Annotated in this window: 26 protein-coding genes, 2 tRNA genes and 1 pseudogene; 10 read left to right on the forward strand and 19 right to left on the reverse strand. The window is 38.3% G+C overall.

The window, feature by feature from the left end; genetic code table 11:
• The first annotated feature begins 58 nt into the window (after positions 1 to 58).
• The 3 genes and pseudogenes from AA637_RS04825 (at position 59) to AA637_RS04835 (ending at position 1,419) form a co-directional block, all read left to right on the forward strand.
• Positions 59 to 295: a DUF433 domain-containing protein gene (locus AA637_RS04825; RefSeq protein WP_446684121.1), complete on the forward strand. Its 237-nt coding sequence runs from the start codon at positions 59 to 61 to the stop codon at positions 293 to 295.
• Positions 295 to 582 (forward strand): DUF5615 family PIN-like protein, encoded by a 288-nt coding sequence (locus AA637_RS04830; protein WP_446684122.1) that lies wholly within the window; start codon positions 295 to 297, stop codon positions 580 to 582. The genes AA637_RS04825 and AA637_RS04830 overlap by 1 nt, the downstream gene beginning before the upstream one ends.
• Positions 572 to 1,419, forward strand: a pseudogene (locus tag AA637_RS04835) (IS630 family transposase). The gene AA637_RS04830 and the pseudogene AA637_RS04835 overlap by 11 nt, the downstream one beginning before the upstream one ends.
• Before the next feature lie 217 nt (positions 1,420 to 1,636).
• Here AA637_RS04835 and AA637_RS04840 read toward each other — a convergent pair.
• From AA637_RS04840 to AA637_RS04910, 15 genes are all read right to left on the reverse strand, one after another.
• Complete coding sequence (locus AA637_RS04840) at positions 1,637 to 2,485, reverse strand: carbohydrate ABC transporter permease (RefSeq protein ID WP_446684123.1); 849 nt, start codon at positions 2,483 to 2,485, stop codon at positions 1,637 to 1,639.
• A 125-nt stretch (positions 2,486 to 2,610) separates the two neighbouring features.
• A complete protein-coding gene (locus tag AA637_RS04845; protein WP_446684124.1) occupies positions 2,611 to 3,582 on the reverse strand; it encodes a carbohydrate ABC transporter permease in 972 nt (323 codons plus the stop codon).
• 416 nt (positions 3,583 to 3,998) lie between these two features.
• Positions 3,999 to 5,273 (reverse strand): ABC transporter substrate-binding protein, encoded by a 1,275-nt coding sequence (locus tag AA637_RS04850; protein WP_446684125.1) that lies wholly within the window; start codon positions 5,271 to 5,273, stop codon positions 3,999 to 4,001.
• Between the two features lie 155 nt (positions 5,274 to 5,428).
• On the reverse strand, positions 5,429 to 6,535 hold the full coding sequence (locus AA637_RS04855; RefSeq protein WP_446684126.1) for an ABC transporter ATP-binding protein: 1,107 nt from the start codon (positions 6,533 to 6,535) through the stop codon (positions 5,429 to 5,431).
• A gap of 107 nt (positions 6,536 to 6,642) precedes the next feature.
• Positions 6,643 to 7,647, reverse strand: coding sequence for a permease (locus AA637_RS04860; RefSeq protein ID WP_446684127.1), 1,005 nt, complete (start codon positions 7,645 to 7,647; stop codon positions 6,643 to 6,645).
• A gap of 187 nt (positions 7,648 to 7,834) precedes the next feature.
• Complete coding sequence (locus AA637_RS04865) at positions 7,835 to 8,068, reverse strand: thioredoxin family protein (RefSeq protein WP_446684128.1); 234 nt, start codon at positions 8,066 to 8,068, stop codon at positions 7,835 to 7,837.
• Positions 8,069 to 8,080: 12 nt separating this feature from the next.
• A complete protein-coding gene (locus AA637_RS04870) occupies positions 8,081 to 8,497 on the reverse strand; it encodes a hypothetical protein (protein WP_446684129.1) in 417 nt (138 codons plus the stop codon).
• A gap of 102 nt (positions 8,498 to 8,599) precedes the next feature.
• The gene (locus AA637_RS04875) at positions 8,600 to 8,989 is read right to left on the reverse strand and encodes a MerR family DNA-binding protein (RefSeq protein ID WP_446684130.1); all 390 of its coding nucleotides are present in this window, start codon (positions 8,987 to 8,989) and stop codon (positions 8,600 to 8,602) included.
• 116 nt (positions 8,990 to 9,105) lie between these two features.
• Positions 9,106 to 9,888 (reverse strand): HAD-IA family hydrolase, encoded by a 783-nt coding sequence (locus AA637_RS04880; protein ID WP_446684131.1) that lies wholly within the window; start codon positions 9,886 to 9,888, stop codon positions 9,106 to 9,108.
• A 150-nt stretch (positions 9,889 to 10,038) separates the two neighbouring features.
• Positions 10,039 to 12,171 carry a glycine--tRNA ligase subunit beta gene (gene glyS / locus AA637_RS04885; protein WP_446684132.1) on the reverse strand — a complete coding sequence of 711 codons (2,133 nt, stop codon included), beginning with the start codon at positions 12,169 to 12,171 and terminating at the stop codon, positions 10,039 to 10,041.
• Positions 12,172 to 12,471: 300 nt separating this feature from the next.
• Positions 12,472 to 12,960 carry a hypothetical protein gene (locus tag AA637_RS04890; RefSeq protein WP_446684133.1) on the reverse strand — a complete coding sequence of 163 codons (489 nt, stop codon included), beginning with the start codon at positions 12,958 to 12,960 and terminating at the stop codon, positions 12,472 to 12,474.
• 21 nt (positions 12,961 to 12,981) lie between these two features.
• The gene (locus AA637_RS04895) at positions 12,982 to 13,299 is read right to left on the reverse strand and encodes a hypothetical protein (RefSeq protein WP_446684134.1); all 318 of its coding nucleotides are present in this window, start codon (positions 13,297 to 13,299) and stop codon (positions 12,982 to 12,984) included.
• Positions 13,296 to 13,760, reverse strand: coding sequence for a hypothetical protein (locus tag AA637_RS04900; protein ID WP_446684135.1), 465 nt, complete (start codon positions 13,758 to 13,760; stop codon positions 13,296 to 13,298). The genes AA637_RS04895 and AA637_RS04900 overlap by 4 nt, the downstream gene beginning before the upstream one ends.
• A 175-nt stretch (positions 13,761 to 13,935) precedes the next feature.
• On the reverse strand, positions 13,936 to 14,385 hold the full coding sequence (ndk, locus tag AA637_RS04905; RefSeq protein WP_069791381.1) for a nucleoside-diphosphate kinase: 450 nt from the start codon (positions 14,383 to 14,385) through the stop codon (positions 13,936 to 13,938).
• Between the two features lie 75 nt (positions 14,386 to 14,460).
• Positions 14,461 to 14,958, reverse strand: coding sequence for a CYTH domain-containing protein (locus tag AA637_RS04910; protein ID WP_446684136.1), 498 nt, complete (start codon positions 14,956 to 14,958; stop codon positions 14,461 to 14,463).
• Positions 14,959 to 15,015: 57 nt separating this feature from the next.
• Here AA637_RS04910 and AA637_RS04915 point away from each other — a divergent pair.
• The 3 genes from AA637_RS04915 to coaE all read left to right on the forward strand — a co-directional run bounded on the left by AA637_RS04915 (position 15,016) and on the right by coaE (position 18,459).
• Positions 15,016 to 15,087, forward strand: a tRNA-Cys gene (locus AA637_RS04915).
• A gap of 243 nt (positions 15,088 to 15,330) precedes the next feature.
• Positions 15,331 to 17,739 (forward strand): HD family phosphohydrolase, encoded by a 2,409-nt coding sequence (locus tag AA637_RS04920; protein WP_446684137.1) that lies wholly within the window; start codon positions 15,331 to 15,333, stop codon positions 17,737 to 17,739.
• Positions 17,740 to 17,868: 129 nt separating this feature from the next.
• Positions 17,869 to 18,459 carry a dephospho-CoA kinase gene (gene coaE, locus AA637_RS04925; RefSeq protein ID WP_446684534.1) on the forward strand — a complete coding sequence of 197 codons (591 nt, stop codon included), beginning with the start codon at positions 17,869 to 17,871 and terminating at the stop codon, positions 18,457 to 18,459.
• Here the strand turns inward: coaE and eno are convergent.
• Together eno and aroA are read right to left on the reverse strand one after the other, a co-directional pair.
• On the reverse strand, positions 18,445 to 19,734 hold the full coding sequence (gene eno, locus AA637_RS04930) for a phosphopyruvate hydratase (RefSeq protein WP_446684138.1): 1,290 nt from the start codon (positions 19,732 to 19,734) through the stop codon (positions 18,445 to 18,447). The two genes, coaE and eno, sit on opposite strands and share 15 nt — an antisense overlap.
• A 129-nt stretch (positions 19,735 to 19,863) precedes the next feature.
• The gene (aroA, locus tag AA637_RS04935; protein ID WP_446684139.1) at positions 19,864 to 21,219 is read right to left on the reverse strand and encodes a 3-phosphoshikimate 1-carboxyvinyltransferase; all 1,356 of its coding nucleotides are present in this window, start codon (positions 21,217 to 21,219) and stop codon (positions 19,864 to 19,866) included.
• Between the two features lie 171 nt (positions 21,220 to 21,390).
• Between aroA and gnd the strand changes: the two genes are divergently transcribed.
• A complete protein-coding gene (gene gnd, locus AA637_RS04940; RefSeq protein WP_446684140.1) occupies positions 21,391 to 22,812 on the forward strand; it encodes a decarboxylating NADP(+)-dependent phosphogluconate dehydrogenase in 1,422 nt (473 codons plus the stop codon).
• Between the two features lie 178 nt (positions 22,813 to 22,990).
• A tRNA-Met gene (locus AA637_RS04945) sits at positions 22,991 to 23,064 on the forward strand.
• Between the two features lie 271 nt (positions 23,065 to 23,335).
• Here the strand turns inward: AA637_RS04945 and AA637_RS04950 are convergent.
• Both AA637_RS04950 and AA637_RS04955 read right to left on the reverse strand, forming a co-directional pair.
• The gene (locus AA637_RS04950; RefSeq protein WP_446684535.1) at positions 23,336 to 23,488 is read right to left on the reverse strand and encodes a transposase family protein; all 153 of its coding nucleotides are present in this window, start codon (positions 23,486 to 23,488) and stop codon (positions 23,336 to 23,338) included.
• Positions 23,489 to 23,608: 120 nt separating this feature from the next.
• A complete protein-coding gene (locus AA637_RS04955; protein WP_446684141.1) occupies positions 23,609 to 23,893 on the reverse strand; it encodes a helix-turn-helix domain-containing protein in 285 nt (94 codons plus the stop codon).
• Positions 23,894 to 24,430: 537 nt separating this feature from the next.
• On the opposite strand from AA637_RS04955, the gene psbD reads away from it, so the two are divergent.
• Positions 24,431 to 25,489, forward strand: a complete 1,059-nt coding sequence (gene psbD, locus AA637_RS04960) for a photosystem II D2 protein (photosystem q(a) protein) (protein ID WP_069791406.1) — start codon at positions 24,431 to 24,433, stop codon at positions 25,487 to 25,489.
• On the forward strand, positions 25,473 to 26,852 hold the full coding sequence (gene psbC / locus AA637_RS04965) for a photosystem II reaction center protein CP43 (protein ID WP_069791407.1): 1,380 nt from the start codon (positions 25,473 to 25,475) through the stop codon (positions 26,850 to 26,852). The genes psbD and psbC overlap by 17 nt, the downstream gene beginning before the upstream one ends.
• Positions 26,853 to 26,921 lie beyond the last annotated feature (69 nt).

Consider the following 26,921-nt stretch of genomic DNA (forward strand, 5'->3'; position numbering starts at 1 on the left):
TATTAAAGTCTGATTGGTAAAATGGAAACATAAAATCATACCCTATAAATAAAACGATATGACTTTATACCAACTATTAGAAAGTCAAAAAATTATACATTCAGATCCTGAAATCATGAGTGGTACAACAGTTTTTATTGGTACTCGTGTACCTTTGCAAACATTATTTGACTATATGCAAGAGGAGGGGGAATTAATAGAATTCCTAGATGATTTTCCATACTTAAAAACTCAAACCATGAAAGTTTTGGAATGTATCACTAGGTTAATGATTGAAAAAGAACTTTGTTTTTAATGATTATACAATTGGACGAAAATCTTTTAAGTAAAAAATTAAAGCATCTATTTCTGAATCAAGGTTATGAAGTTTATAACGTCAATGATATGGGATGGCGTGGCTTAAAAGATAAGGAGATCATTGATTTAGCAGAAAATCACCCTTTCGATGTTTTTATCACCGCTGATAAAAATTTACCGTATCAGCAAAATTTAAGTATAGTCACTTTACTTAAGTATGAACCAATCAAGGGTAAAATAATGGATGAAGTAATTATTTTTATATTTAAGTATAATGCCCCATGATATAGAATTAAGACAAAAAGTAATTGACTATGTAGAAAATAGAGGTAACGTAACAAAAGCATCGAGAATATTTGGAATATCAAGAGCATCAATATATAGATGGTTGAATAGAAAAGATTTAAGACCAACAGTGGTCAAAACTCGTCAAAGAAAATTAGATAAATCAGCACTATATGAAGATGTAGTGAAAAATCCAGATGATAAATTAATAGATAGAGCGAAAAAATTTGGAGTAACAATGTCAGCAATATCTCATGCATTCAAAAAAATGAACATAACAAGAAAAAAAAACAGTTACGTTATAGAGAAAGAAATAGAAAACAAAGAATAGAATACTTACAAAAATTAAGAGAATTAGTCAAAAAATACGGAAGTAAGAGTATGGTATTTATTGATGAGTCAGGATTTGAGGAAATAAGTACTTGCATTTATGGGTGGTCAAAAAAAGGAAAAAAAATTTATGATGAGAAACAAGGAAAACGAGGAAAAAGAGAAAATTTAGTAGCAGGAAGAAGAAAGAAAGAAAAAGATTTTATTGCTCCAATGATCTTTACAGGAAGTTTAAATGCAGAAAGTGTTGAATCATGGCTAAAAATGTATTTATTACCATCACTAAAACAATTTTCAATACTAATAATGGATAATGCACCAATGCACCGAAAAAATATGATAAAAGAATTAGTAGAAGAAGCAGGTCATCTAGTAATGTTTTTACCAACTTATTCACCAGATTTAAATGATATTGAACACGATTTTAGTGCTTTAAAAAGAGCAAAAATGTATAGCGATAGTACAATAACTTTAGATGAAATAATTTATAATTATTGTACTAGCTAAATGTCTCAGTCTTATTTTGATTGACTATAATAGCTCTTTGAAAGTGATTGTTTTAAACACAGGTAGCACTAACCCTAACTATATATTACCTCTAATACAAAAAGTTAGTGGATTAATTAATGATCTTCCTTTGGAAGTAGTTTTGATTGATGATACAGGAAATATAACTAAATTTTAATTTCAGTAGGGGGAAAAGTACCTCACAATAAAATACTATTTACGATTTGACTGAACCTGCTAACAAACCTCTAACAAAGTATTTTTGTAGGGCAAAGAATACCAGTAAAGGAATAATCATACTGATAAATGCCCCAGCGGTGAGAATGTGCCAATCTTGACCACGAGAACCTATCATATTGCTTAGTTGAATGGTAACGGGGGCGACATCAGGAGTACCTCCTAGATAGACAAGGGCGACTAATAAATCATTCCATACCCAGAGAAATTGGAATACGGCAAAAGAAGCGATCGCAGGGGTTGAAAGGGGTACAATAATCTTGGTAAAGATTTTAAGATGGGATGCACCATCTACTGCCGCCGCTTCGATTAAATCTTTGGGTAATGCTCCAATATAGTTGCGTAAAAGATAAATACCCAAGGGCATTCCATAGGCTGTGTGGGCTAACCATACCCCTAGGAATGAGCCTGAAATTCCCAACACTCGATAGCCGTTAAGAATAGGAATTAGAGTCATTTGTAAGGGTACAACCAACAGGGCAACCACGATGATAAATAGTAATTGTCGCCCAGGAAATTTCATCCAGGCAAAGGCGTAGGCGGCAAAACAGGCGATCGCAATGGGGATGATAGTAGCAGGGATAGAGATAGTTAAACTATTTAAAAAAGCGTCTCCCATACCCTCGGCGGTTAATACGGTGATATAGTTACCCAAATGATATTGAGTAAAATCGAAGGGATGTTGGAATACTGTCCACCAACCAGTCCTCAATAGGTCATCTTGATAGCGAAAAGAGCTAATTAATAAACCAATACTAGGTAATGTCCAAATGAGGGAAATTATTACAAGGGTAATATGAACGGGAGTTTTTTCCCAAAATTTTTGCATTTTACTTTTTTTCTTTCTTCTTTTCATAATAGCTAATATTTAGGTGTTCTTAGGGAAGGCAATAGGGAATAGGCAATGGGCAATGGTGTTTCATTATCAATTATCAATTATCAATTTTCTATTAATTACCTGAGCCTTTCTTGTTCTTTAAATCGTTTAATATTCGTTACCATCACGGGAATAATGGCGAGTAAAAGGATAACGGCGATCGCACTGCCAACCCCTATATTTCGATAGTTATAGGTTTCCTTGATCATCCGACTAGCGATTACCTCCGTGCCTTGGTTGCCCCCGGTCATCACAAAAACGATGTCGAACACCTTCAGAACCAAAATCACCACCGTAGTAGCCACCACCGTAATAGTAGAACTAATCATTGGTACAGTTATTTTCCAAAAAATCTGCCACTCATTAGCCCCATCCATACGGGCAGCTTCGATGACATCATTGGGAATACCTTTCACTGCCGCCGATAAGATTACTAAGGCAAACCCCGTTTGTAACCAAATCATAATGGCAATCAGGGCAAAATTATTAACACTTTGTTCCACTAGCCACCCCACAGGCTCAAATCCTAGGGAGGTAATGATGGCATTCAATAAACCAATTTGAGGCTCATCAGCAGGACGATAGGCATAGATAAAACGCCAAATCACACTCGCACCCACAAAGGAAATTGCCATGGGTAAAAAGATTAAAGCCTTAGTCCATTTTTCATACTTGACTTTGTCCATTAATACCGCCAACACCAAGCCTAAACCAACACTAACCCCTGTTACCAATACCAACCAAAGAATATTATTGCGAAAGGCAATTAACATTGTTCTATCAGTAAAGGAAAAGATGTAGTTATCTAAGAAGACGAAATTTTCTGACCTTCTATCGAAAAAACTGAGGTAAAGAGTGTTGATGGTCGGTATAACTAAAAAACCTCCCAATACGAAAATAGCAGGGGCTAAATAGACCCATGGCAGTACGGGCGGTCGCCACTTTTGCGGTAGTAAATTGACCGCATAATTAAGGGCATAGAATATGGCAATAACCCCCCCACAACCGAGGAGGATTGCAACAATAACAGTGAATAATCGTTGTAACATAGGTAGTTAAAATGAATAAAATTTTTAGTAAAGGTTGGGAATAGGGAATTTATGGTGTCAGAATATGATCCCCCCTAACCCCCCTTAATAAGGGGGGAAAAGTATATAAAAAGCTCTAACTATGACATAGAAATAATTTATAAAAGTAATTAAACCAATTTAGATTTACTGTAACCATAAGACTTTTTATAATGTAAATGCGATTGTTTACAAGAGAAACTTTTAATAATTAAAATTGCATTATTTTCTTTTTGTAAAATTACTAATTTTATTGCTTAACCTGAGTTGGGATTAGTCTTTTTTGATTAAGGAGGGTAACAATTGACAATTATGATCTCTTGCCTCTTGCCTTTGGATCCGAAACTGAGATTACTTACTAAATTTCTCCCCCCTTATTAAGGGGGGCAGGGGGGGATCTAAATCTCTGGAAAACTATTCTCGATGTAGTCCAACACCTCCTCTAAATCAGCACCGCCGAGATAGTCCACCATACCAGTCCAAAAAGTACCAGTACCCACCGCCCCCGGCATCATGTCAGAACCATCAAAACGCACCACATCAGCAGATTGCAAAATCTCCGCCACCTGACGGGTAAGCTCATCAGGATAGACATCCAAGCTCACCTCTTGATGAGGACTAATAAAACCCCCTAAACTCGCCCACACCTCATGGGGAACTTTAGATGCTAAATATTCCATCAACTGCCTAGCTTCGGGGGTATCATTGAACATGGCAAAAGCATCCCCTGCTACAAGAATGGGTTGCCCCTGTTCGGGATTAATGGGGGGTAAAGGAAAGATTGCCACGTCTTCCCCTAATGTCACATCACTAGGGAAAAAGGAAGCGATAAAGTTTGCCTGACGGTGAAGATAACAACGGGGTGGGTCTTCAAACATAGGGTTAACGGAATCACCAAAGGGGGTACTTAATACCCCAACTCTACCCCCTCTCACATACTCATCATGGAGGGCTATTTCGCTGAATTTTTCAAAGGCTTCTTTTACCCTAGCATCATTAAATGGTATTTCGTTATCTACCCATTGATCATACTTTTCGGCACCGATACTGCGTAATAAAATGTCTTCTACCCAATCAGTGCCAACCCAGCCTGTAGCATCACCGCTTTCAATACCTAAACACCATGGTCTTTTTCCCTCGGCAACAATTTGATCGGAGAGGGCGATCATTTCATCCCATGTTTCGGGGATGGAGTAACCATGTTCGGCGAAACTAGCGGGGGGATACCATACCAAACTTTTCACCGAAGCACGATACCACAAACCATATACATTACCATCAACTTCCCCCAAACTCACCCAATCTTCCCCATAGGCTTCGATTAAATTATCTAAGGACATGAAAGTTTGAAGGGGTATCAATTCTCCTTCTCTGGCAAAGTCCCTCATTAAACCGGGTTGGGGAAACATGGCTATATCAGGGGGATTACCACCATCTACACGGATGGGAAGGAGGGTTGCAAAGGCATCGGTACCTTCATAGACTACGTTAATACCTGTTTCCTGCTCAAAGGGTTCGAGGGCTTTTTGTAGTCGTTCTTGTTGTTCACCGATGATTACTCCCATTAGTCGTACCTCTGGGGGTCGATCATCTCCGTTGATTGTACAGGCAACGGTTAGGCAGATTAAACTTAGAAAAATGATTATTTTCTGAGTTATTTTCGAGATTTTCATAACATTTTTTTGTCATTGTATAGTGTTTAGATCCCCCCTAGCCCCCCCTTAATAAGGGGGGAAATTAGTTTAGAGTTTTTATAAAATAATTTTTGAAAGAATATATTACGGATTGTGTAATATCGACTGTTCTCCGTTCCCCATTCCCCGTTCCCTCAAAGGGTAATATTAACCTCAGTTTCGATGTCAAATAAATGAATATGAGTCATATCAAAAGTGAGATTAACTTTGTCTCCTGCTTTTAGGAGCGATCGCGGATCAACCCTTGCCACAAATTCTTCACCGCCTATGGTATTGACATAGAGAATAATTTCATTACCCATCATTTCCCTTAGTGTAACCTCAGCTTGGACGGGAATGGGCATAATGTCGGCCACTTCATATTGAGGATCGTGGATACTTTCGGGACGAATTCCAAAAATATATTCTTTTTGGGGAAACTGCTCATATTTTGCCGTTAAAGACTCGGGAATAGGCAGGAAAAAATCTTCATTTTCTAAAAATAATTGAGCCTCTTTTCTAATCAAATTTACCCTAAAAAAATTCATTGCTGGACTACCAATAAATCCAGCGACAAATACATTTTGAGGATGATTATAAAGATTTTCTGGGCTATCAATTTGTTGAAGAATACCATGATTCATCACCGCAATTCTCGTTCCCATGGTCATGGCTTCCACCTGATCGTGGGTTACATAAACAAAGGTTGTTTGCAGTTTTGCATGGAGTTTACAGATTTCTGTCCTTGCTTGAACTCTCAATTTTGCGTCAAGGTTCGATAGGGGTTCATCCATTAAAAATACCGATGGCTCACGGACGATGGCCCTTCCCACTGCTACCCTCTGCCTTTGTCCGCCAGAAAGCTCTTTGGGCTTACGTTCTAGCAAATGGGCAATCCCTAATTGATCGGCGGCCGTTTCTACCCTTCTTTGAATGGCGCTTTTACTTTTTCCCTGCAGTTGCAGACTAAAAGCCATGTTTTCATATACACTCAGGTGAGGATAGAGGGCGTAGGATTGAAACACCATGGCGATGTTACGCTCTTTTGGTGGTAATTTGTTTACGATGCGATCGTCTAAATATAGATGACCTGATGTAATGGTTTCTAACCCTGCCAAAAGGCGCAGGGATGTTGTTTTCCCACACCCAGAAGGACCCACAAAGACCAAAAATTCACCGTCATCGATGCTTAAATTTAAGTTTTTAACCGCAGTAAAATCATCAAATTGTTTACTGACATTTTCAAAAGTTATACTGGCCATTTTGATTGTAGATTACTACTTGCTATTTCTACCATAGCTTGATTTTCTATTCTATGCAAATGTTTAATTAATCCGTAATATCTTTTTTTTCTCGTTTTAGTTAATGGTTAAACTACTAAAAAGCTGTTGAATAAATAACCCACTAAAATGATTCCGAGGGTAGTTATACCAATAAAAATACCTAATAATTTTGGGCGTAAAACTTTCCTTAAAATAATCATTTGAGGTAAGGAAAGCGCTGTTACTGCCATGGTAAAAGCCAACACTGTACCAATGGGCATCCCTTTATCCACTAACACGGAAGCGATGGGTAACACCCCTGCCACGTTGGTATAAAGAGGTACACCGAATATCACCGCCAAAAGTACCGCAAAAGGATTATTTTCCCCAATCCATTGGCTAATAAATTCTGTGGGTAAATAACCGTGAATGGCTGCTCCAATGCCAATACCCACCACTACATACAGCCACACTGATTTAATGATTTCACTAGCTTGAAACCAACCTATTTTGGTGCGATCGCCCCAGGTCATGTTACTATCATTATCATGGCTCACATCATCCATAGAATCATCATTTTCATGGGACTTTTGTAAATCCCAAATGAAAGATTCTACCCATTTTTCCAACTTCAAAGCACCGATAATATAACCAGCAATAATAGCTAAAGTAATTCCAAAAATTACATAAACTAAAGTTACCCTTAAACCAAATAATGCCAACAACAAGAATACCGCCACCGCATCCACCATGGGAGCAGAAATTAGATAAGAAAAAGTAATGCCCAAAGGAATTCCAGCCTTTAAAAAACCGATAAACAAAGGCACCGCAGAACAGGAACAAAAAGGAGTAACAGCCCCCAACATCGCCGCCAAAATGTTACCACTTAACTTTCTTTTTCCTTCTAAATATTCCCTAACTTTTTCTGCTTCTAAAAAACTTTGTAAAGTACCAACTACAAAGCTAATTACTAATAATAAAGTTAATACTTTAGGAACATCATAAAAGAAAAAATGAAGGCTAGAACCAAGGGGAGAATCAACAGACAAACCAAATAATTTAGTAACTATTTGAGTTGATAACCAATCAAAAGGATAAAATAAATCAAACATTTAAAATTCTCTTTTTATATTTTAATAGTTATTAAATATATTGTTTTTTATAACAGATTTAACAAAATAAAAGCTATACAGTTAACTGTAGCAATTTGCTTTTAAAAAAAAATTAGATAGGGGCTTAAAATCCCCTATTATTCATTAGATAAGATCAATTAGTTAAGACTAAATAAGCAAAAATAATTTATAAAAATTTCTCCACCTCCTGCGCACTCAATACCTTACCTTTACTAACAATTTTTCCATTAACAGCCAAAGCAGGAGTCGTTATCACTCCGTGGGTAGCAATCTCAACACTATCTGTGATGTGGCAAATTTCTGCCTCAAGGTTTAATTTATTAATGGCTGTTTTAACATTGGCTTCTAATTGGTGACATTTTTTGCAACCAGTACCAAGTATTTCTAATTTTAAAGACATAGTTTTTTCTCCTTATTTTTGAAAGTAATTATGGGCAAAATCCATAATGATTTGTTTTTTGGGTAAGTCTAATTTTGCAAACTCTTCCAAATATTTTTCCTCTGTCCAATTCTCTTTATTTGCTAAAGTTAAAAGAGTAAAAACTCCTGCCCTTAATCCTGATGCACAACGAATATAACTAGGTTGAGGTAAATTATCTAATTTTTCCATAAAAAAATTAAGGGTATCTTGATTTAAGGTTTGAGGGGTAACGGGGATATTTGCATGATGAAAGCCAATGTCGGTGATTGTTTGACTATCTAATTGATTTCCTTCCCCCGATGAGCATAAATCAATGACGGTGTTATACCCCTGCTGTTTTACTTCTTGTAGTTGTTCAGTTTCTGTAATCGAACCAATAGCAAGGTTTTCAGTAATTTTATTGAACATATTTTCCTAAGTTTGACTTATATTTTGCTTTAACTATCTTTAGCTTAAAGTCTATACCTAGGTATAATGTCAAGGGGTAATTAATTGATAATTGATAATTGTTTACAGGACTTCACACTGATGATTAGGGTTAGTGGTATCAATTTTGGTTTGGCATTCCTGTAATAAGGGGATTAATTCTTGTTTGATGGACTCTAATTGATTAATCTTTTTGTTAATTGTGTCTATTTTCTGTTTTAAATGATTATATACTGCTTGGCAGGTGAGCGATCGCCCTTGTTTTAGTTCTAATAATTGTTTAATTTCTTCTAAGGTTAAACCAAGGGATTTTACTTTAAGAATAAACTTTAATATTTCTATATCTTCGGAGTGGAAAACACGATAACCTGATTGATTTCTTTGTAAACTAGGTATTAAACCAATACGCTCATAATAGTAAATAGTTTGACTATTAATATTTAATTGTTTACAAACTTCTCCTACTAGAAGCATATTTTTTATCTTGTAGTAAAATAATATATTTATTTTTTATATAATTAAGATTATTTTTTATGAAATAAAAAACAAAATTTGTACAATTTATTCTCCACAAAAAGCCACATTAGCAACTACCTTGATAATATATCATCAATCAAATCAATAGTTAAACATTTTTTATCTAATTGAGGAATTAAAGACGATATTTCATCTTGATATTGAATAACATTACAAGGATTTTTTTCATCTCCTAAACTATTCAAAACTACCATGGCAGAGTCAAAATTTTCATCTTTGGTATAGTCATTAATAGTAATAATTGCTTTTATATTTGCTTTGGTGGCTGCTACTAAGCCTTGGTTAGTATCTTCGATGGTTACACATTCATGGGGAGAAAGATTTAGTTTTTTGAGGGCTAATTGGTATATATCGGGGGCGGGTTTTTTGTTTTCTACCATATCCCCTGCCGCAATTACTTCTATCCACGAAATCATTTTTGGATCACAGGTACCATCTAATAAGGCTTTTACGTTTTTAACTGCTGAGGTAGAGGCGATCGCAAGGCGCACATTTTTTTCATGGGCTTCCGTCATCAATCTTGCGACTCCCGTACGCAATTTAATGGTTTTATCTTGCACTAATTGGGCGTAATATTGATTCTTTATTTTATGAACATTTAAGACAAATTCATCGAGAGAAGCAGGTAATTTAAAATCCTGTTGATAATTATTTACATAGTAGGTAAAACGTTCTTTTCCTCCTCCAATTTTGAGTAATTTGCCATAAAAATCTACATCCCATTGCCAAGGCAAATTAAGTTCATCAAAGGCAAGATTAAATGCTACTCTATGACCATCTCTTTCGGTTTCGGCAACGGTGCCATCGACATCGAATATAAGTGCTTTAAGCTTCATTTTTTCTTGCATTGGTAAATTTAACTATGATTTTTAGTTTAGTTAGGAAATAGGAAATGGACAATAGTGAAAATATTCTTAGGAGGTTCAATGATTGAAAATTAAGTTAAACTTCCCCCTTATTAAGGGGAGTTAGGGGGGATCATATAATTATTTAACGATCGCGCCGAAATCAGCTAAAATACGACTGTGGTTGCGTAATAAACCTAAAAGATTGAGACGATTTTCTTTAACACTCTCATCTTCTGCCATTACCAAAACACTGTTATCCCCATCAAAAAAGTTACTGATAGTAGGAGCAATTTCCACTAAAGCATTGGTTAACAAATGATAATCACTATTAGCTTTTGCTTTTTGGGAAATAGGTAATAATTTTTCAAGAGCTTTATATAATTCTTCCTCGGAATTAGACTCAAATAATATGGAATTAACTACATTTTCGGGAACTAATTCTGTAGTATTTAAACCTCCTTTTTTAGACAACTTTGTAGAACGATTTACAGTTTCGTAAATATTGCCCAAAGTACCATTATTCCTAATTTCTTGTAAAAATAAAGCGCGATTACGTACATCTAAAACACTGCTTAAAGCCCTTTGTTTATATTCTTCGTCCCCTTCTCCCAAAACTGCATTAACTAAATCATAGTCAATATTTAACTCATCTTGGAGTAAAGTTTGAATCCGTTGTAAGAAAAAGTCGGTGACAGTTTGTAGAGGAGATTCTTGATTATGTCCTGCTAAGAAATCGTTACAGGCTTGTTCTATTAATTGAGTTAAATTAATGGGTAAATTACCGTGCCATGCAATATTAATAATACCATTTGCTGATCTTCTGAGGGCAAATGGATCACTAGAGCCCGATGGTATCATACCCAATCCAATTATACTAACAATGGTGTCGAGGCGATCGCTAATACCCACTACTTGACCATTGAGGGTATGGGGCATAATATCATCAGCATTACGGGGTAAATAATGTTCAAAAATTCCCTTGGCTACCGCCGCCGACTCTCCACTGACGAGCGCATATTTTTCCCCCATCACCCCTTGCAATTCGGGAAACTCATATACCATCTGGGTAACTAAATCGGCTTTACAAAGAGAAGCAGTGCTTTCAATTTCCGCTTTTTGAATCTCATCGAGGTTTAATTGTTCGCTAATTTGTTGGCTAATGGCAAGGATGCGGTTAACCTTGTCATACATGGTGCCTAAATCTTCTTGGAAAGTTACGTTTTCAAGTTGGGGTAAATAAGTTTCTAAATGCTCATCACAATCAGCTTGGTAGAAAAATTGAGCATCGGCAAGTCTTGCCCTAATTACTTTGGCGTTACCTGTGGCGATGATGTCAGACTTTTGGGGATCTCCATTACCGATGGTGATAAAGTAGGGTAATAATGCTCCTTTTTCATCTTTGATGGGGAAGTAACGTTGGTGTGTCACCATGACGGTGGTGATTACTTCGGGGGGAAGTTGCAAAAATTCCGCCTCAAAACTACCTAGAATGGCGGTGGGATATTCCACAAGGTTAGTTACCTCGGCGAGTAAGTCGGGATAAATTTCTGCTTTACCTCCTACTTTTTGGGCAATTTCTTGGATTTGTTTTTTGATAGATTCATGTCTTTCATTGACATCTACTTGTACAAAGGCTTTTTCTAAAGATGTTTTATAGTCTTTGGCATTCTCTATGGTTATTTCTTCGGGATGTAAAATTCTGTGTCCAGTAGAAAAGCGATCGCCCTTCATGGTTGTGTTACCGTTAGGTAATTGGAGGGGTAATATATCCTTATCCCAAAGTGCCACTAAATGACGAATGGGGCGAGGAAAACGCAAATCCCCATCAGCCCAACGCATAAATCTTCTTCCCTCTAATCCCGTTATCCACTGAGGGATTAATTGTTGTAATATTTCTGGAGTATTTTGACCAACAAACTTTTTATTAACAAAGATAAAGTCTCCTTTGGGGGTAGTTTTTACCTCCACCTCATCCATACTTACCCCTTGTTTGCGGGTAAAACCTTCTAGGGCTTTGGTGGGTTGCCCATCCTTGTAGGCGGCACTAACAGGGGGACCTTTTATTTCTTCTTCTCTGTCGGGTTGTTTATCGGCGATGCCCTCTATTAGTACGGCTAAACGTCTAGGAGTGCCATATATATTGATTTTTTCGGGTTGTAGATATTCTGATTTTAAATGATTTTTTATTTTTTCTTGCCACTGTGAGATCGCGCTATCCACAAAACTAGCGGGTAATTCTTCTGTTCCAATTTCTAAGAGAAAATCAGGCATCTTATAACAATTTACTCATAATATTATCGATTATCTAATTATATAGGGAATGGGGAATGAGCCATAGGGAATGAAGAATGAGTGATAGATAATGGGTAATAGGTAATTAATTATTAATTAAATATATTATTTGATGAGGGTTTTAAATTTCTACAATAAATGATATAGCGTTTTTTATAATTATGAGATACATTTATGATTTTCAAGTCCCCCTTATCAAGGGGGATTTAGGGGGATCATTTTGTATCCCGTAACCATGATAATTGCTATATATAGATTAACCAACACCATATTTTAAGTTTATAAATATTTACTTTTAATATCCTGTAACCTATTAGATAACATCTCCAATCTTTGCACCCCCTCATGCAAAAAATCATCACCTTTTTTTTGGTTATTTTCTCGGTTCATGGGCTTCCAATTGGTACAATCAAAAGTTAATGCAGGAAACCATTTTTTCGGTAATTGATGATCAATTGTCATGTCTGTATGCTTATATTTCCAGTGTTTATAGGTGGGGTATTCTATATCACTAATTTCCAGATAACCACAGGCATATAAAGAATACAATACCGAAGCCCTGCCATAGTCAGTGCCACTATTATTATCATCATCAATAAAATTATCTAAATCTTGCTTTCTAGCAAAACTCATTTGATGAATTTTATAACGTTTTTGCTTTTGCCCTTTAAAGTTTAAGCCATATTCCACGAATTCAAAGTCAAAACAAAATAATTCCGATAATTCCTGCAATATTACTTCGTAACTTTCATACAAATCAATAAGCATAGGTTTTCAGATAAATATTATTTATTGATACTTCATTTTTAAAGCACTAATTACTTTTTTTCCTGATTTTAAGACTTCTATCAAATCATCACCTTCATTTGCTTTTTCATAATTTTCTTCAGCTTTTTGAATAGCAAAATCAACAAAGTCAATGGGTTTATTTACCATGTTGACTTGTAATAATTTCCAAGATTTAATAACATTTTCCCAACCCACATTATGATAACCTTTTTCTCTTACTATTTTTTGTTCAGATTTTTGAAGGTTATTAAAATGCTCGGAGTTTCTTTTTTGAGCTTGTCTATAGTTTAAATTATCGAAGCTATTTTGTTTTTTCATGCAATATCTTTGTTTCTTGAATCTCCGTATTTTTTTCTATATGCTTCCGCAATTTTGAGAGCATCATCAACAACTTTTTCAGCTTTTTCTAAATCTTCTTTTACTGTTTCTGTGGATACTGCACCAATTTCTTTGAGAAGGGTATCATCTTCCTTTTTAACCTTTCCAAAAATATTTTTAAATTGTAAGACAATCTCACTTTTTGACCAATCAGTCATATTTTTAGTAATAGATTTAACCTTTGCCCTTAGCCCAAAGTTATCATTATTGAGTTTTTTATTTATATCTGCTCTCTCATTTCTTTCTGCTAAAATTCTTAGTAAACTTTCCCTAGAAATAATAAATTGATCATTTTCTAAAAAGTTTTTAAGCTCTTGTTTTTTGAGATTTTTTAAATTAATTAATCGAAGTTCATTATGTCTTTCAAGAATCTGAGCCTCTAATTCTTCTCTTTTAATCATTTTTCTCGTGAATCAACTTGATTTAATATTTTACTAAATTTTCACTAAATTAATAAACTATGCTGATATTTTGACAGCAAACTTTACTAATCAATATAGTTTCATATATATTTATTCTTCCCAAAAAATAAAAAATCCCCTCACCTTTAAGTAAAGAGAGAGGGAAAATGATATATTATTCAGAAAGCCAAGGTTTCATGGTGTTTTGCCAAGAGCAAAGTTCTTCTTCTTTAAACCAAAGGCTGATTTCTCTTTGGGCAGTTTCAATGGCATCTGAGCCATGGATGAGGTTTCTACCGATATTAACGCCATAATCTCCTCTAATGGTACCTGGTTCAGCACTTAAAGGATCAGTGGCACCGATAATTTTACGGGCAGAAGCCACTACTCCTTCTCCTTCCCATACCATGGCAACCACGGGGGAAGAAATGATAAATTCGACTAAACTACCAAAGAAGGGGCGCTCTTTATGGACATCGTAATGTTTTTCGGCTAATTCTTGAGATACGGCCATTAGTTTTAAGCCAACCAGGGTAAATCCTTTATTTTCTAAACGTTTGATTACTTCTCCTACGAGGTTGCGTTGTACTCCGTCGGGTTTAATCATTAAAAAAGTGCGTTCCATGGTATTCTCCTAACAATAATTTATTTTTATTTCCCTAAAAAAGATTACCTTAGATGTTGCACCTTTTCACAAGTTTTACGGATTATTTTGCTCGGGGTGTGTAGTCCATTGACCGTTGCTGTAAGGATTTTTGACAAGGTTAGAATTATAGTAGCGTAAATCCTCGGTTACTTCCTTATCTATCCATGGGGGTAAGGAGATGGTTTGATTTTCTGAGGTTAGTTCTACTTCTGCTAATAGTAAGCCTTGATTATCACCAAAAAATTCGTCTATTTCCCAGATTAGTTCTTCGATTTTGATTTTATAACGTTTTTTTTGTATTAAAGGGCGATCGCACATAATTTGTAACATTTCCTGGGCATCAACCAAGGGAATAGGGTATTCAAACTCAGGGCGAGTCATTCCTTTTGTTTTACCCTTGAGGGTAAGAAAACCAAGATTACCAGCAATGCGCACCCTCACGGTGCTACCATTTTGGGTATAAATATAACCCTGTTGATAAACCACCCCATCATCAGGGGGTTGCCAAAGCTCTTTATTAACTAAAAACTTCCGTTCAATTTCCATAGACATAATTTTTCCTTGCACATTATACTTATTTTAAGTTAATATAATGAATGGCTAAAAAATGGCGGCATAGCCAAGTGGTAAGGCAAGGGTCTGCAAAACCTTCATCCCCCAGTTCGAATCTGGGTGCCGCCTTAATAAGTTTTTAAAATTAGTTGAAAATTAAACTCTATCATGGGGGATATTCCTACCTCTGTTGATGGGGTTTTTTATTAATAATCAATTATGATTAAATATATTCATTTCAAAAGTAAATTCAAGCATAAATCCTTTTCGATAAGATAGGAAAAATAATTCACTAAAATAGATAAAGAAAAAAAACTAAAGAATCAAAGGATAATTGCCTTCATCTTCTTAGCCTTTCACAAACTTTTATATATGAAAACTTTACAGTCTATTAGCCAGACTTTGAAAAGATGGCAACAAACTTATAATAATCAAAGCCATCAGGAGTACCCCCAACAATCATACTCTGATACCGATCAAAATATGGGTACTAAGCCAAAATGGTTCAAATTTATCTGTAAAGTTCACCCCCCCGTCATGATTCTCCTTTCCGTCACTACCATTACAGGAGTAATCAGTTATCGTTATTATAATCAGCCAGAATTAGCCGCAGGTACCATTGCCCCTAATACCATCATCGCACCCGAAGATGGCTCTTTTATAGACTATCAAACCACAGAAGAACTTCGCCGCAATACAAGAAATGGTTTATTACCCACCCTCAAACAAGATTCAAGCAGTACAGATGCCATTAAAGGTGTCATTAGGGAGAGACTAGAAAAAATCCAACAGGCAAGGGAGATTTTATTAGCAAATCCTGAGATTGATAGTGGTATTCTTTCCTTAGAAATTCAACAGTATTTAAGGGCAACCAATGAAACACAGTGGCGCAATATTGTTGAAAACACAGATAATTTGGCTACTTTATCAGAGGCAAATTCTTTGTTTGGACAAGCCATAGAGCAGTTAATCGCTTATCAACAAGGGGTTGATGAAGGACAGTTTGATAATTTAATTAACCAAATAGCTATCCACAGAAGTAATTATCAGGTTGCCCAAAGTTTACTGACGGATTTTTCGGAGATAACAGATACTAATAAACGTGAATTTCTCGATTTGAGTGAGCAACAATGGAGGGAAGTTCGAGATTTAGTCAATAGAGTTACTAATCGTATTCTTACCCAAGGAATTCCCATCGGTTTGCCCGAGGCTATACGCATTGAAGCGGTACAAACTCATTTATCTAATCGTAGTCTTTCCCCATCCCTAGAAGAGGCATTGGTAAGTTTGATTAGCTCTAATTTGCGTACTAATTTAATTACCGATGAGGAAGCCACAAGGGTTAGGGCGGAAAGGGCAGCAGAAGAAATTGAGACCATTGTTGTAACTATTCAAGCCAATGAAACCATTGTTAATGAGGGACAACAAATTACCCAAGCTGATTTTGTTTTATTAGACAATTTCGGGCTGAGTCGCCGTAGTGTTAATTGGGGAGGAGTGTTGACATCTGGGGCTTTGACAGGGGGGGCTTTGGTGGTATTTATGGCGATCGCCACTAAGCGCACCCAAAGAAGATTAAGAAGAAGAGACCAATTTTTATGGTGGTTACTAAGCATATCTGTCCCCGTAATCAGTTTATTTGATGTGGGGTACAACTCCTTACCCGCCGTAGGCTTCTTGATGAGCAGTTTTTATGGCCCCGTGGTGGCCGTTGCCCATGTCAGTCTCACCGCTGGATTAACCCTATTTCAAACAGGCACTTTGGGATGGCAATATCTAGCCTCCTCCTACGCTTCCTCTATCTTAGCCGCCATCATCGCCTCCCGTTTACGCTCTCGGGAAGAATTAGCCTTTTTGGGGGGTGGGGTAGGTTTCACCCAAGGGACTGTGTATTTTGTCGTTACCGTCGCCTCCAATGCCGCCATCGGTAGTCTTTGGTATGCCATCATACCAGGAACCCTTTGGCATGGTGCTGTGGGCTTAACCTATGGAGTAATTGCCCTTGGTATTTCCCCTTACCTAGAGAGATTTTTCGATCTTATTACCCCCATTCGTCTTGCGGAATTATCTAACCCCAATCGCCCCCTTTTAAAACGATTGGCTACCGAAGCCCCTGGCACTTTCCAACATACGATGTTTGTATCATCCCTTGCGGAGGCGGCGGCACGGAAATTGAATTGTAATGTGGAGTTAGTAAGGGCTGGTACTTTATATCATGATATTGGCAAAATGCACGATCCCCTCGGATTTATTGAGAATCAGATGGGTGGCAAAAATAAACATGATCAAATAAATGATCCTTGGGAAAGTGCTGACATTATCAAAAAACACGTTAGCGAAGGGATTTTGATGGCAAAAAGACATGGTTTACCCCAAGCCATTCGTAACTTTATCCCCGAACATCAAGGCACTTTATTAATCTCCTATTTCTATTACCAAGCCAAAACCCAAGCCGAAGACAATCCAGACATCGCTATTGACGAGACTAATTTTCGTTATGATGGCCCTATTCCTCAATCCCGTGAGACGGGTATTGTAATGTTAGCAGATGGTTGTGAGGCGGCATTGCGATCGCTCAATGATGCGACTCCAGAACAAGCAATGGCAATGGTTAACAAGATTTTTAAAGCTCGTTGGCGAGATCATCAATTGGATGATTGTGGTTTGCGTTATGATGAGTTACCCATCATTGCGGAGGTGTTTATTAATGTGTGGCAACAGTTTAACCATAAACGTATTGTTTATCCCAAGGGTGCTTTGGAAATGAAAACTTCAAAGTAGATGAAATAAAGCTATTTGCAATTCATAAAAAATTACTATGAGGAGAAAACTATTGAAATATAGGACTTTTAACCATTCCCTATTGCCCATTGCCTATTCCCTACCTCAACCAAAGCACTTTTTTGGCAAATTCTAATGATGATTATTGGTTTGACGGGGGGTATTGCCACGGGCAAAAGTACGGTATCAGATTATTTACAAAATAAGTACCAAATCCCTGTAGTGGATGCAGATATTTTGGCTAGGGAGGCGGTGAAGGTTTATTCTCCTATCTATAAAAGGATTGTGAAGCGATATGGTAGTGAAATATTGTTGGCTGATGTGAGTATCAATCGGGCTAGGTTAGGGGAGATTATTTTTAATGATGAGTCGGAAAAGTTGTGGCTAGAAGGGCAAATTCATCCTTACGTTAGGCAAGAAATGGAGAGAGAAGTTAAAGAGTCTCAAGCACCAATAATGGTGTTGTCTATTCCTCTTTTGTTTGAAGCACAAATGACTGATTTAGTGGATGAAGTCTGGGTAGTCTATGCGGATTTTGATACCCAAGTGGCTCGGTTACAAAGGCGTAATGGTTTATCAAAAGAAAGTGCGATCGCCCGTATTACCAGTCAAATGCCCCTAAGAGAAAAACTCAAAAGGGCAGATGTAGTTATTGATAACTCTGGAAATATAAAAGACCTATATCAGATCACAGATCAAGAAATCCTAACAAGGACCTAAGCCAATTTTAGGAGCATATACTGCCCTATCTCCTAACTGATGCTCGATGCGTAATAAACGATTATACTTCGCAACCCTTTCACTACGACAAAGAGAACCAGTTTTAATTTGCCCCGCACGGGTAGCTACCGCCAAATCAGCAATGGTAGTATCTTCGGTTTCCCCAGAGCGGTGACTGATTACAGAACGATAACCCTTACGAGTAGCCAAATGAATGGTTTCTAAGGTTTCGCTGAGAGTACCAATTTGATTTAACTTGATCAAAATTGCATTGGCAATACCCAAATCAATACCCTTTTGTAAACGGGTGGCATTGGTTACAAATAAATCATCCCCTACCAACTGAATTTTAGAACCCAATCTATCAGTCAAAACTTTCCAAGTATCCCAGTCATCTTCCTGTAGGGCATCCTCGATGGAAATAATTGGATATTTACCTACCAAATCCTCTAAATAATCGATAAACTCTTCGGAGGAATGCGCAGAGCCATCATAAACATATTGACCGTCTTTGTAAAACTCACTAGCTGCCACATCCATCGCCAAAGCAACCTGTTGCCCCGGTTTATAACCTGCTACCTCGATCGCCTGTAGAAGCAAGTCCAGAGCCTCTTGGTTGGAGCCTAAATTGGGAGCGTATCCCCCCTCATCACCTACCCCAGAGAGCAACCCTTTTTCCTTTAAGACCTTGCTCAAGGAAGCAAAAATTTCTGCACCCCAACGCAGAGCCTCGGAGAAAGTTTCCGCACCCACGGGCATAATCATAAACTCTTGGAAGTCCACATTATTATCGGCATGGGAACCACCATTTAAAACATTCATCATGGGTACAGGCAAAACATTGGCCAAGGGGCCACCCAAGTAACGGTATAGAGGTATTTGTAACTCAAGGGCGGCAGCTTTCGCATTGGCAAGAGAGACAGCGAGGATGGCATTAGCACCCAAATTTTTCTTGTTGGGGGAACCATCACGGTTAATCATAGCCGTATCGATGCCCACTTGATCAAAAGCATCAATATCAAGTAATTCAGGGGCAATTTTTTCTCTGATGTTGCGTACGGCTTTTAAAACCCCATTACCACCGTAGCGATTAGGATCTCCATCTCTCAATTCGTGGGCTTCAAAGCTACCAGTAGAGGCTCCACTAGGCACTTGCGCCATACCGACGACACCACTTTCTAAACGTACTTCCGCTTCAACGGTGGGGCGCCCACGGGAGTCTAATATCTCCCTAGCTTCGATTTCTTCAATCAACATGGAATCTTGTTCTAGCATTTATTTATATACCTTCTCGATGACCTTGTCTATTATTAAATAAAACTAACTTTTACGATAGTCAGTTAGGTAAAAATTATCTAACTTAGTCTTAATGTAATTCATATATTTGATCGTGATGAACAAAATTTATTTTGTTGTTAACTCCAATAAGGTATCTACAAAGGTAGGGTAAGAGATAGAAGCGGCTTCGGCTCGATGGATGGTGGTTTGTCCTTTTGCCATCAAAGCGGCGATCGCCAAGCTCATAGCGATACGATGATCGGTAAAACTATCTACGTCGGCACCATTGAGGGGGTTTCCCCCTGTGATTTCTAAACCGTCAGGAAATTCAGTAATTTTTGCCCCCATCTTGCCTAATTCTAACGCCATTACCGCAAGGCGATCGCTCTCTTTTACCCTCAATTCCTCTGCATCTTTAATTTTTGTCGTTCCTTCTGCAAAACAGGCCGCCACGGCTAAAATAGGTACTTCATCAATGAGACGGGGAATTATAGCTCCCTCGATGGTACAACCCTTTAACTGACTAGACTTCACCCGTAAATCTGCCACGGGTTCCCCCGCTGCTTCCCTTTGGTTTTCTAGGGTAATATCCGCCCCCATCATCTGTAAAGCCTCCAAGATGCCCACACGGGTAGGGTTTACCCCCACATTTTCGATCAATAAATCTGAATTAGGTGCGATCGCCCCTGCCACCAACCAAAAGGCCGCCGAGCTTATATCCCCCGGTACGATTACCTTTTGCCCCATAAGGGGGGTTTTACCTTCAATGGTAACGCTGTTAGTATCTGGATCGATGTCCAATTTTGCCCCAAAAGCCCGTAACATCCTTTCGCTATGATCCCGTGATAGAGCAGGTTCGGTAACGGTTGTTTTCCCTTCACTCATCAACCCTGCCAACAAAATACAGGATTTTACTTGTGCGCTGGCAATGGGGGAATGGTAATGGATGGGTTTTAAATTTTGTCCGATTACCGCTAGGGGGGCGTTTTGATTATCTTTTCTACCGTAGATTAATGCTCCCATCTGTTGTAAAGGTTTTACTACCCGAGACATAGGGCGAGAGCGTAAAGAGTTATCCCCTGTGACGGTGAAAAATTTGCCTGGTTGAGATGCCAATAAACCTAACATTAGGCGCATGGTAGTGCCTGAATTACCTGCATCCAAGATGTCTATGGGTTCTTGTAATCCTTTATCGCCAATGCCTTCGACGATTACTTTTTCTGTGTTTAAATCTGATATGGTTGCCCCCATGGCCTGAAAACATTTTGCCGTACTACGGGGATCTTCCCCTAACAATAACCCTTCGATGGTAGTTTGTCCAGAGGCGATCGCCCCTAACATCAAAGCACGGTGGGAAATGGACTTATCCCCCGGGATAGAAATATTACCCCTCAAACCATCACTATTATGCTCAATTACCAATTGGTCTTCTTGGGGGGTTTTAATCAGTTTAATCACAGTAAAATCAACATCTCCGAACATTAACTAAGATTCAAATTTTACCAGAATCGGTGAGCTATGGCTTAGGAATTATCCATTATTAACTATCCACTCTTAATTCCGTGAAAACTAATTTTAACAATATCTTCGGAAACAAAACCAAAATATCAAGCTAACCTAAAAGTGTAATAAGTACAAAACATAAACATTTTTATGACTAAAAGAACCTTTGGAGTCATTGGACTAGCTGTAATGGGCGAAAACCTAGCTCTTAACGTAGAAAGTAGGGGCTTTCCTATCGCCGTTTATAACCGTAGCCCTGACAAAACAGAAAACTTTATGGCCACTAGGGCAAAAGATAAAGACGTAAAAGCGGCCTATTCCTTAGAAGAATTCGTAAAAACCCTCAAACGTCCTCGCAAAATCTTGGTAATGGTAAAAGCAGGAGGCCCCGTAGATGCCGTCATTCAACAGCTAAAACCCCTCCTCGAAGAAGGAGATATGATTATTGATGGTGGTAACTCCCTCTATGAAGACACCGAAAGACGTACCAAAGAATTAGAAGCCACAGGGTTAGGCTTTATGGGTATGGGTGTAAGTGGTGGTGAAGAAGGCGCCCTTAATGGCCCTTCTCTCATGCCTGGGGGTACCGAATCCGCCTATCAAGATTTAGAGCCTATCCTTACCAAAATTGCTGCCCAAGTGGATGATGGCCCTTGTGTTACTTATATTGGGCCTGGAGGCGCTGGGCATTATGTGAAAATGGTACATAATGGCATCGAATATGGCGATATGCAGTTGATTGCTGAAGCCTATGATTTACTTAAAAATGGCTTAGGTTTGAGGAATGAAAGACTCCATGAAGTATTTAGTGAATGGAATAAAACCGAGGAATTAGATTCTTTCTTGATTGATATTACCGCCAATATTTTCCCGAAAAAAGATCCCGAAACTGGCAAACATCTCATTGATTTAATCATGGATGCAGCGGGGCAAAAGGGTACGGGGCGCTGGACTGTGGTAAGCTCTTTGGAGTTGGCTGTACCTATTCCCACCATCTATGCAGCGGTCAATGCTAGGGTAATTTCAGGTTTTAAAGATGAACGAGTCAAAGCCTCTCAAGAATTGAAAGGAGTTACTTCTGAGTTTACAGGGGATGTAGAGAGTTTTATTCCCAAGGTTAGGGATGCTCTGTATTGTTCCAAAATGTGTTCCTATGCCCAGGGTATGGCTTTGATTGCTAAGGCTTCCGAGGAATTTGGTTTTAATATTAATTTGCCCGAAGTTGCCCGAATTTGGAAGGGTGGTTGTATCATCAAGGCTGGATTTTTAGGTAAAATTAATAAGGCTTTTTCTGATAACCCTGATTTACCTAATTTACTCCTTGCCCCTGAGTTTAAACATAGTATGTTAGACCGTCAACAGGCATGGCGAGATGTGTTGATGATGGCTACTTCCATGGGTATTCCAGCCCCTGCGTTTAATGCTTCCCTCGATTATTTTGATAGTTATCGCAGTGAAAGATTACCTCAGAATTTGACCCAAGCCCAAAGGGATTATTTTGGAGCCCATACCTACGAGCGCACCGATAAACCCCGTGGAGAATTTTTCCACACAGAATGGATGGATGGTTAATATATAGGGTGTTGGGTATTAGGTGTTAGGTTGAGGTTTTTTTGATTTAAAAGTTTAACTATGTTATTAATTTAGTAGTATTTTTATTCAAGATTTACCTTCAATGGGAAAAATATTTTTTATTTTTCCTTGAACTATCTATGACAGTTCGTTATAATAGTTAACCGTTATAAGATAAGGCTCGGTAGCTCAGTAGGTTAGAGCAGGGGACTCATAAGCCCAAGGTCGGCAGTTCAAATCTGCCTCGAGCCATCCTCAAGGGGTCATTTAATCCCATTCTCAGGGTTGGTTAATTCTCTTTAAAAGACAATAAATCAATAGATTGACTGTTATTTGTTTTCAAATTGTTATCAGTCAATCCTCAACGATTTTATAGGTGTTTCAAAATAGGGCGTTGCTGATTTTAGGTATGAAAAAGACTAAAAGTACATCTTGCTAAGGGACAAAAAGGTATTAGAGTTGTTGCGAAATAGTAGGGGATAGCTTTAATGTTGAATATTAAATAAAGTTAATGGGATCTTTCTTAACAGGTGGGTGTTAACTGTAATATCTTTTTTTCTGGGCTTACTACCGCTAGATTTTTACGGGTGTGTCTTTTCTTTTTTCCTGAGTAATTTTCTCTTTGTTTTTCCTTGTCTTGTAGTCGATTAATCGGTCTTTCCACCCCGTCAATCATCACTCTTTCCACATCTGAAAAATATTCCCTGAACCCTTGAATTATGCTAATTTTCCTTTTTGGCAATACCTTTTTTTCACTTAATGTTTTTTCTAAAACCTCTTGTAGTTTATGACTCCATCAATAGGCTTGACTTCGGTCACAATCAAAGAGAATAGCGGCTAAATCAAATGTTGGATAACATTTTAAATAAAATAGAATATAGAAAAGTTTCTGTTCAATTGTTTTGAGATGAGATTTTCGACCCCCGCCAAAGCGTTTTTGACGAGGAGAGTCACTTTTTTGTGATAGTGAAAGATAAACCGACTCAAAACTGACTAATAAATCATCAAATGCCTTGCGATTCAATCCTGTGGTAGCTCTGAGGAGTCGATCTTGATTAAGTATTTTGTCAATATTTAACATTTTACTTCTTTCTACTTAGTCAGTTTTCTCTATTATCTCCTACTTCACAACAACTCTATTAACAATCCCAAAGAGGCAATACCAACACTGGCTAATAAACTAAAAGGCTTACAAATTTTATTTTTGTAGGGGGATAGAAATATCGGCGTTGTTTTGATTTACTTTCATTGCGTGTAATATATTGGAGTACAAGTTTACAAACTGACCATACCCGTAAAGTAGCAAAGTACAACTACAATTTGTCAACATTTCAGTATAAAGAAACACTACTCCACCTTCACAACAATTTGACCGCTCGTATAATAATTTTCCTGAGAAACCTGTGACATTTTGTAAATTTTTTGTTAACAATGGTAAATAGCAGTTCAAAAAAAAAGGGATTTATTTGTAAAAACCATTAAGATATATCCTTGAATCATGCTATATTAAGAAAAGTTAATGGTGTACTGGCTATATTGCTCAGTACGGAATCAGTTTTCTCTCATAAAACAGAGAAAGCATAAAAGTAAAACTTAAAAAGTTAAGAAAAGAAACATTATGACTATCGCAGTCGGACGCGCGCCAGCGCAAAGAGGCTGGTTCGAGGCCCTCGACGACTGGCTCAAAAGAGACAGATTCGTATTCGTAGGCTGGTCTGGAATCCTTCTTTTTCCTTGTGCCTATATGGCATTGGGTGGTTGGTTAACAGGCACTACTTTTGTAACCTCTTGGTACACTCACGGTTTAGCTAGTTCCTATTTAGAAGGTGCTAACTTCCTAACCGTTGCTGTATCTAGTCCTGCTGATGCTTTTGGTCATTCCATATTATTTTTGTGGGGGCCTGAAGCTCAGGGCGATTTTACCCGCTGGTGTCAAATCGGTGGTTTATGGTCTTTCGTAGCACTACACGGAGCCTTTGGTTTAATTGGCTTCATGCTACGTCAGTTTGAAATTGCTCGTCTTGTGGGTATTCGTCCTTACAATGCGATCGCCTTTTCTGGCCCTATTGCCGTATTTGTCAGCGTATTTTTAATGTATCCTCTAGGACAGTCTAGCTGGTTCTTTGCCCCTTCCTTCGGAGTAGCAGGAATCTTTCGCTTTATCTTGTTCCTACAAGGATTCCATAACTGGACTCTTAACCCATTCCACATGATGGGTGTAGCTGGTATTCTTGGGGGTGCGCTACTATGTGCCATTCACGGTGCAACCGTAGAAAATACCCTATTCCAAGACGGTGAACAAGCAAACACCTTCCGTGCATTTGAACCTACCCAGGCAGAAGAAACCTACTCCATGGTTACTGCTAACCGTTATTGGTCTCAAATCTTCGGTATTGCTTTCTCCAACAAACGTTGGTTACACTTCTTCATGTTGTTTGTACCCGTAACAGGCTTGTGGATGAGTTCTATTGGTATCGTCGGTTTAGCATTTAACCTTCGTGCTTATGACTTCGTATCTCAAGAGTTAAGAGCAGCAGAAGATCCAGAATTTGAAACATTTTATACCAAAAACATCCTATTAAACGAAGGGTTGCGCGCATGGATGGCGCCCCAAGATCAACCCCATCAAAAATTTGAATTTCCTGAGGAGGTACTTCCCCGTGGTAACGCTCTCTAATAGCTCCATAGGCGGTCGTGACCTACAATCTACTGGATTTGCTTGGTGGTCTGGTAATGCTAGACTTATCAACCTATCTGGAAAATTGTTAGGTGCTCACGTAGCCCACGCTGGTCTCATTGTATTTTGGGCCGGTGCTATGACTTTATTTGAAACGGCACACTTCATTCCTGAAAAACCAATGTATGAACAAGGTTTAATCCTTCTTCCTCACATTGCGACTTTAGGTTGGGGTGTCGGTGCTGGTGGTGAAATCACCGATACATTTCCTTTCTTCGTAGCTGGTGTATTACACATCATCTCTTCCGCCGTATTAGGTTTAGGTGGACTCTACCACGCTTTACGTGGTCCTGAAACCTTAGAAGAATACTCTAGCTTCTTTGGCTACGACTGGAAAGATAAAAACCAAATGACCAACATCATTGGCTATCACCTAATCCTTTTAGGTTTGGGTGCATTCTTACTCGTATTCAAAGCCATGTTCTTTGGTGGTGTATATGACACTTGGGCCCCTGGTGGTGGAGATGTTCGTATTATCACCAATCCTACCTTGGATCCTGGAACCATTTTTGGTTACTTGCTCAAAGCCCCCTTCGGTGGTGAAGGTTGGATCATGAGTGTGAACAACATGGAAGACATCATCGGTGGTCACATCTGGGTAGGTTTCATCTGTATCGGCGGTGGTATTTGGCACATCCTAACCAAGCCTTTTGGTTGGGCTCGTCGCGCCCTCGTTTGGTCTGGTGAAGCTTATTTGGCTTACAGCTTAGGTGCTTTATCCTTAATGGGATTCATCGCATCCGTTATGGTATGGTACAACAACACCGCTTATCCTAGCGAATTCTATGGTCCTACTGGTGCAGAAGCATCTCAGGCTCAAGCATTAACTTATTTAATCCGTGACCAACGCTTAGGTGCAAACGTGGGCTCTGCTCAAGGTCCTACTGGTCTAGGTAAATACTTGATGCGTTCTCCTACTGGTGAAATTATCTTCGGTGGTGAAACCATGCGTTTCTGGGACTTCCGTGGTCCTTGGTTAGAGCCTCTTCGTGGTCCTAACGGTTTAGATTTAGACAAAATCAGAAATGATATTCAACCTTGGCAGGTCCGTCGTGCGGCCGAATACATGACCCATGCGCCTTTAGGTTCTCTAAACTCCGTTGGTGGTGTAATCACTGACGTTAACTCTTTCAACTATGTATCTCCCCGTGCATGGTTAGCAACTTCTCACTTTGTATTAGCTTTCTTCTTCTTAATCGGTCACTTGTGGCACGCAGGACGTTCTCGTGCGGCTGCTGGTGGTTTCGAGAAAGGTATTGATCGTAAGAATGAGCCTACCTTATCCATGCCTGATCTTGACTAATATCTTTAGTCTGGTCTAGGACATAGTTAAAAAGGGTGCTGTAATACAGCACCCTTTTTTTGTTTTATT

It is taken from the genome of Cyanobacterium sp. HL-69, assembly GCA_002813895.1.
Taxonomy (GTDB): Bacteria; Cyanobacteriota; Cyanobacteriia; order Cyanobacteriales; family Cyanobacteriaceae; genus Cyanobacterium.

Coding starts and splice junctions, on each gene's coding strand:
- AA637_RS04825 (WP_446684121.1), top strand. CDS start 59: ATGACTTTATACCAACTATTAGAAAGTCAAAAAATTATACATTCAGAT.
- AA637_RS04830 (WP_446684122.1), top strand. CDS start 295: ATGATTATACAATTGGACGAAAATCTTTTAAGTAAAAAATTAAAGCAT.
- AA637_RS04840 (WP_446684123.1), bottom strand. CDS start 2,485: ATGCAAAAATTTTGGGAAAAAACTCCCGTTCATATTACCCTTGTAATA.
- AA637_RS04845 (WP_446684124.1), bottom strand. CDS start 3,582: ATGTTACAACGATTATTCACTGTTATTGTTGCAATCCTCCTCGGTTGT.
- AA637_RS04850 (WP_446684125.1), bottom strand. CDS start 5,273: ATGAAAATCTCGAAAATAACTCAGAAAATAATCATTTTTCTAAGTTTA.
- AA637_RS04855 (WP_446684126.1), bottom strand. CDS start 6,535: ATGGCCAGTATAACTTTTGAAAATGTCAGTAAACAATTTGATGATTTT.
- AA637_RS04860 (WP_446684127.1), bottom strand. CDS start 7,647: ATGTTTGATTTATTTTATCCTTTTGATTGGTTATCAACTCAAATAGTT.
- AA637_RS04865 (WP_446684128.1), bottom strand. CDS start 8,068: ATGTCTTTAAAATTAGAAATACTTGGTACTGGTTGCAAAAAATGTCAC.
- AA637_RS04870 (WP_446684129.1), bottom strand. CDS start 8,497: ATGTTCAATAAAATTACTGAAAACCTTGCTATTGGTTCGATTACAGAA.
- AA637_RS04875 (WP_446684130.1), bottom strand. CDS start 8,989: ATGCTTCTAGTAGGAGAAGTTTGTAAACAATTAAATATTAATAGTCAA.
- AA637_RS04880 (WP_446684131.1), bottom strand. CDS start 9,888: ATGAAGCTTAAAGCACTTATATTCGATGTCGATGGCACCGTTGCCGAA.
- glyS (WP_446684132.1), bottom strand. CDS start 12,171: ATGCCTGATTTTCTCTTAGAAATTGGAACAGAAGAATTACCCGCTAGT.
- AA637_RS04890 (WP_446684133.1), bottom strand. CDS start 12,960: ATGCTTATTGATTTGTATGAAAGTTACGAAGTAATATTGCAGGAATTA.
- AA637_RS04895 (WP_446684134.1), bottom strand. CDS start 13,299: ATGAAAAAACAAAATAGCTTCGATAATTTAAACTATAGACAAGCTCAA.
- AA637_RS04900 (WP_446684135.1), bottom strand. CDS start 13,760: ATGATTAAAAGAGAAGAATTAGAGGCTCAGATTCTTGAAAGACATAAT.
- ndk (WP_069791381.1), bottom strand. CDS start 14,385: ATGGAACGCACTTTTTTAATGATTAAACCCGACGGAGTACAACGCAAC.
- AA637_RS04910 (WP_446684136.1), bottom strand. CDS start 14,958: ATGTCTATGGAAATTGAACGGAAGTTTTTAGTTAATAAAGAGCTTTGG.
- AA637_RS04920 (WP_446684137.1), top strand. CDS start 15,331: ATGAAAACTTTACAGTCTATTAGCCAGACTTTGAAAAGATGGCAACAA.
- eno (WP_446684138.1), bottom strand. CDS start 19,734: ATGCTAGAACAAGATTCCATGTTGATTGAAGAAATCGAAGCTAGGGAG.
- aroA (WP_446684139.1), bottom strand. CDS start 21,219: ATGTTCGGAGATGTTGATTTTACTGTGATTAAACTGATTAAAACCCCC.
- gnd (WP_446684140.1), top strand. CDS start 21,391: ATGACTAAAAGAACCTTTGGAGTCATTGGACTAGCTGTAATGGGCGAA.
- AA637_RS04950 (WP_446684535.1), bottom strand. CDS start 23,488: ATGATTGACGGGGTGGAAAGACCGATTAATCGACTACAAGACAAGGAA.
- AA637_RS04955 (WP_446684141.1), bottom strand. CDS start 23,893: ATGTTAAATATTGACAAAATACTTAATCAAGATCGACTCCTCAGAGCT.
- psbD (WP_069791406.1), top strand. CDS start 24,431: ATGACTATCGCAGTCGGACGCGCGCCAGCGCAAAGAGGCTGGTTCGAG.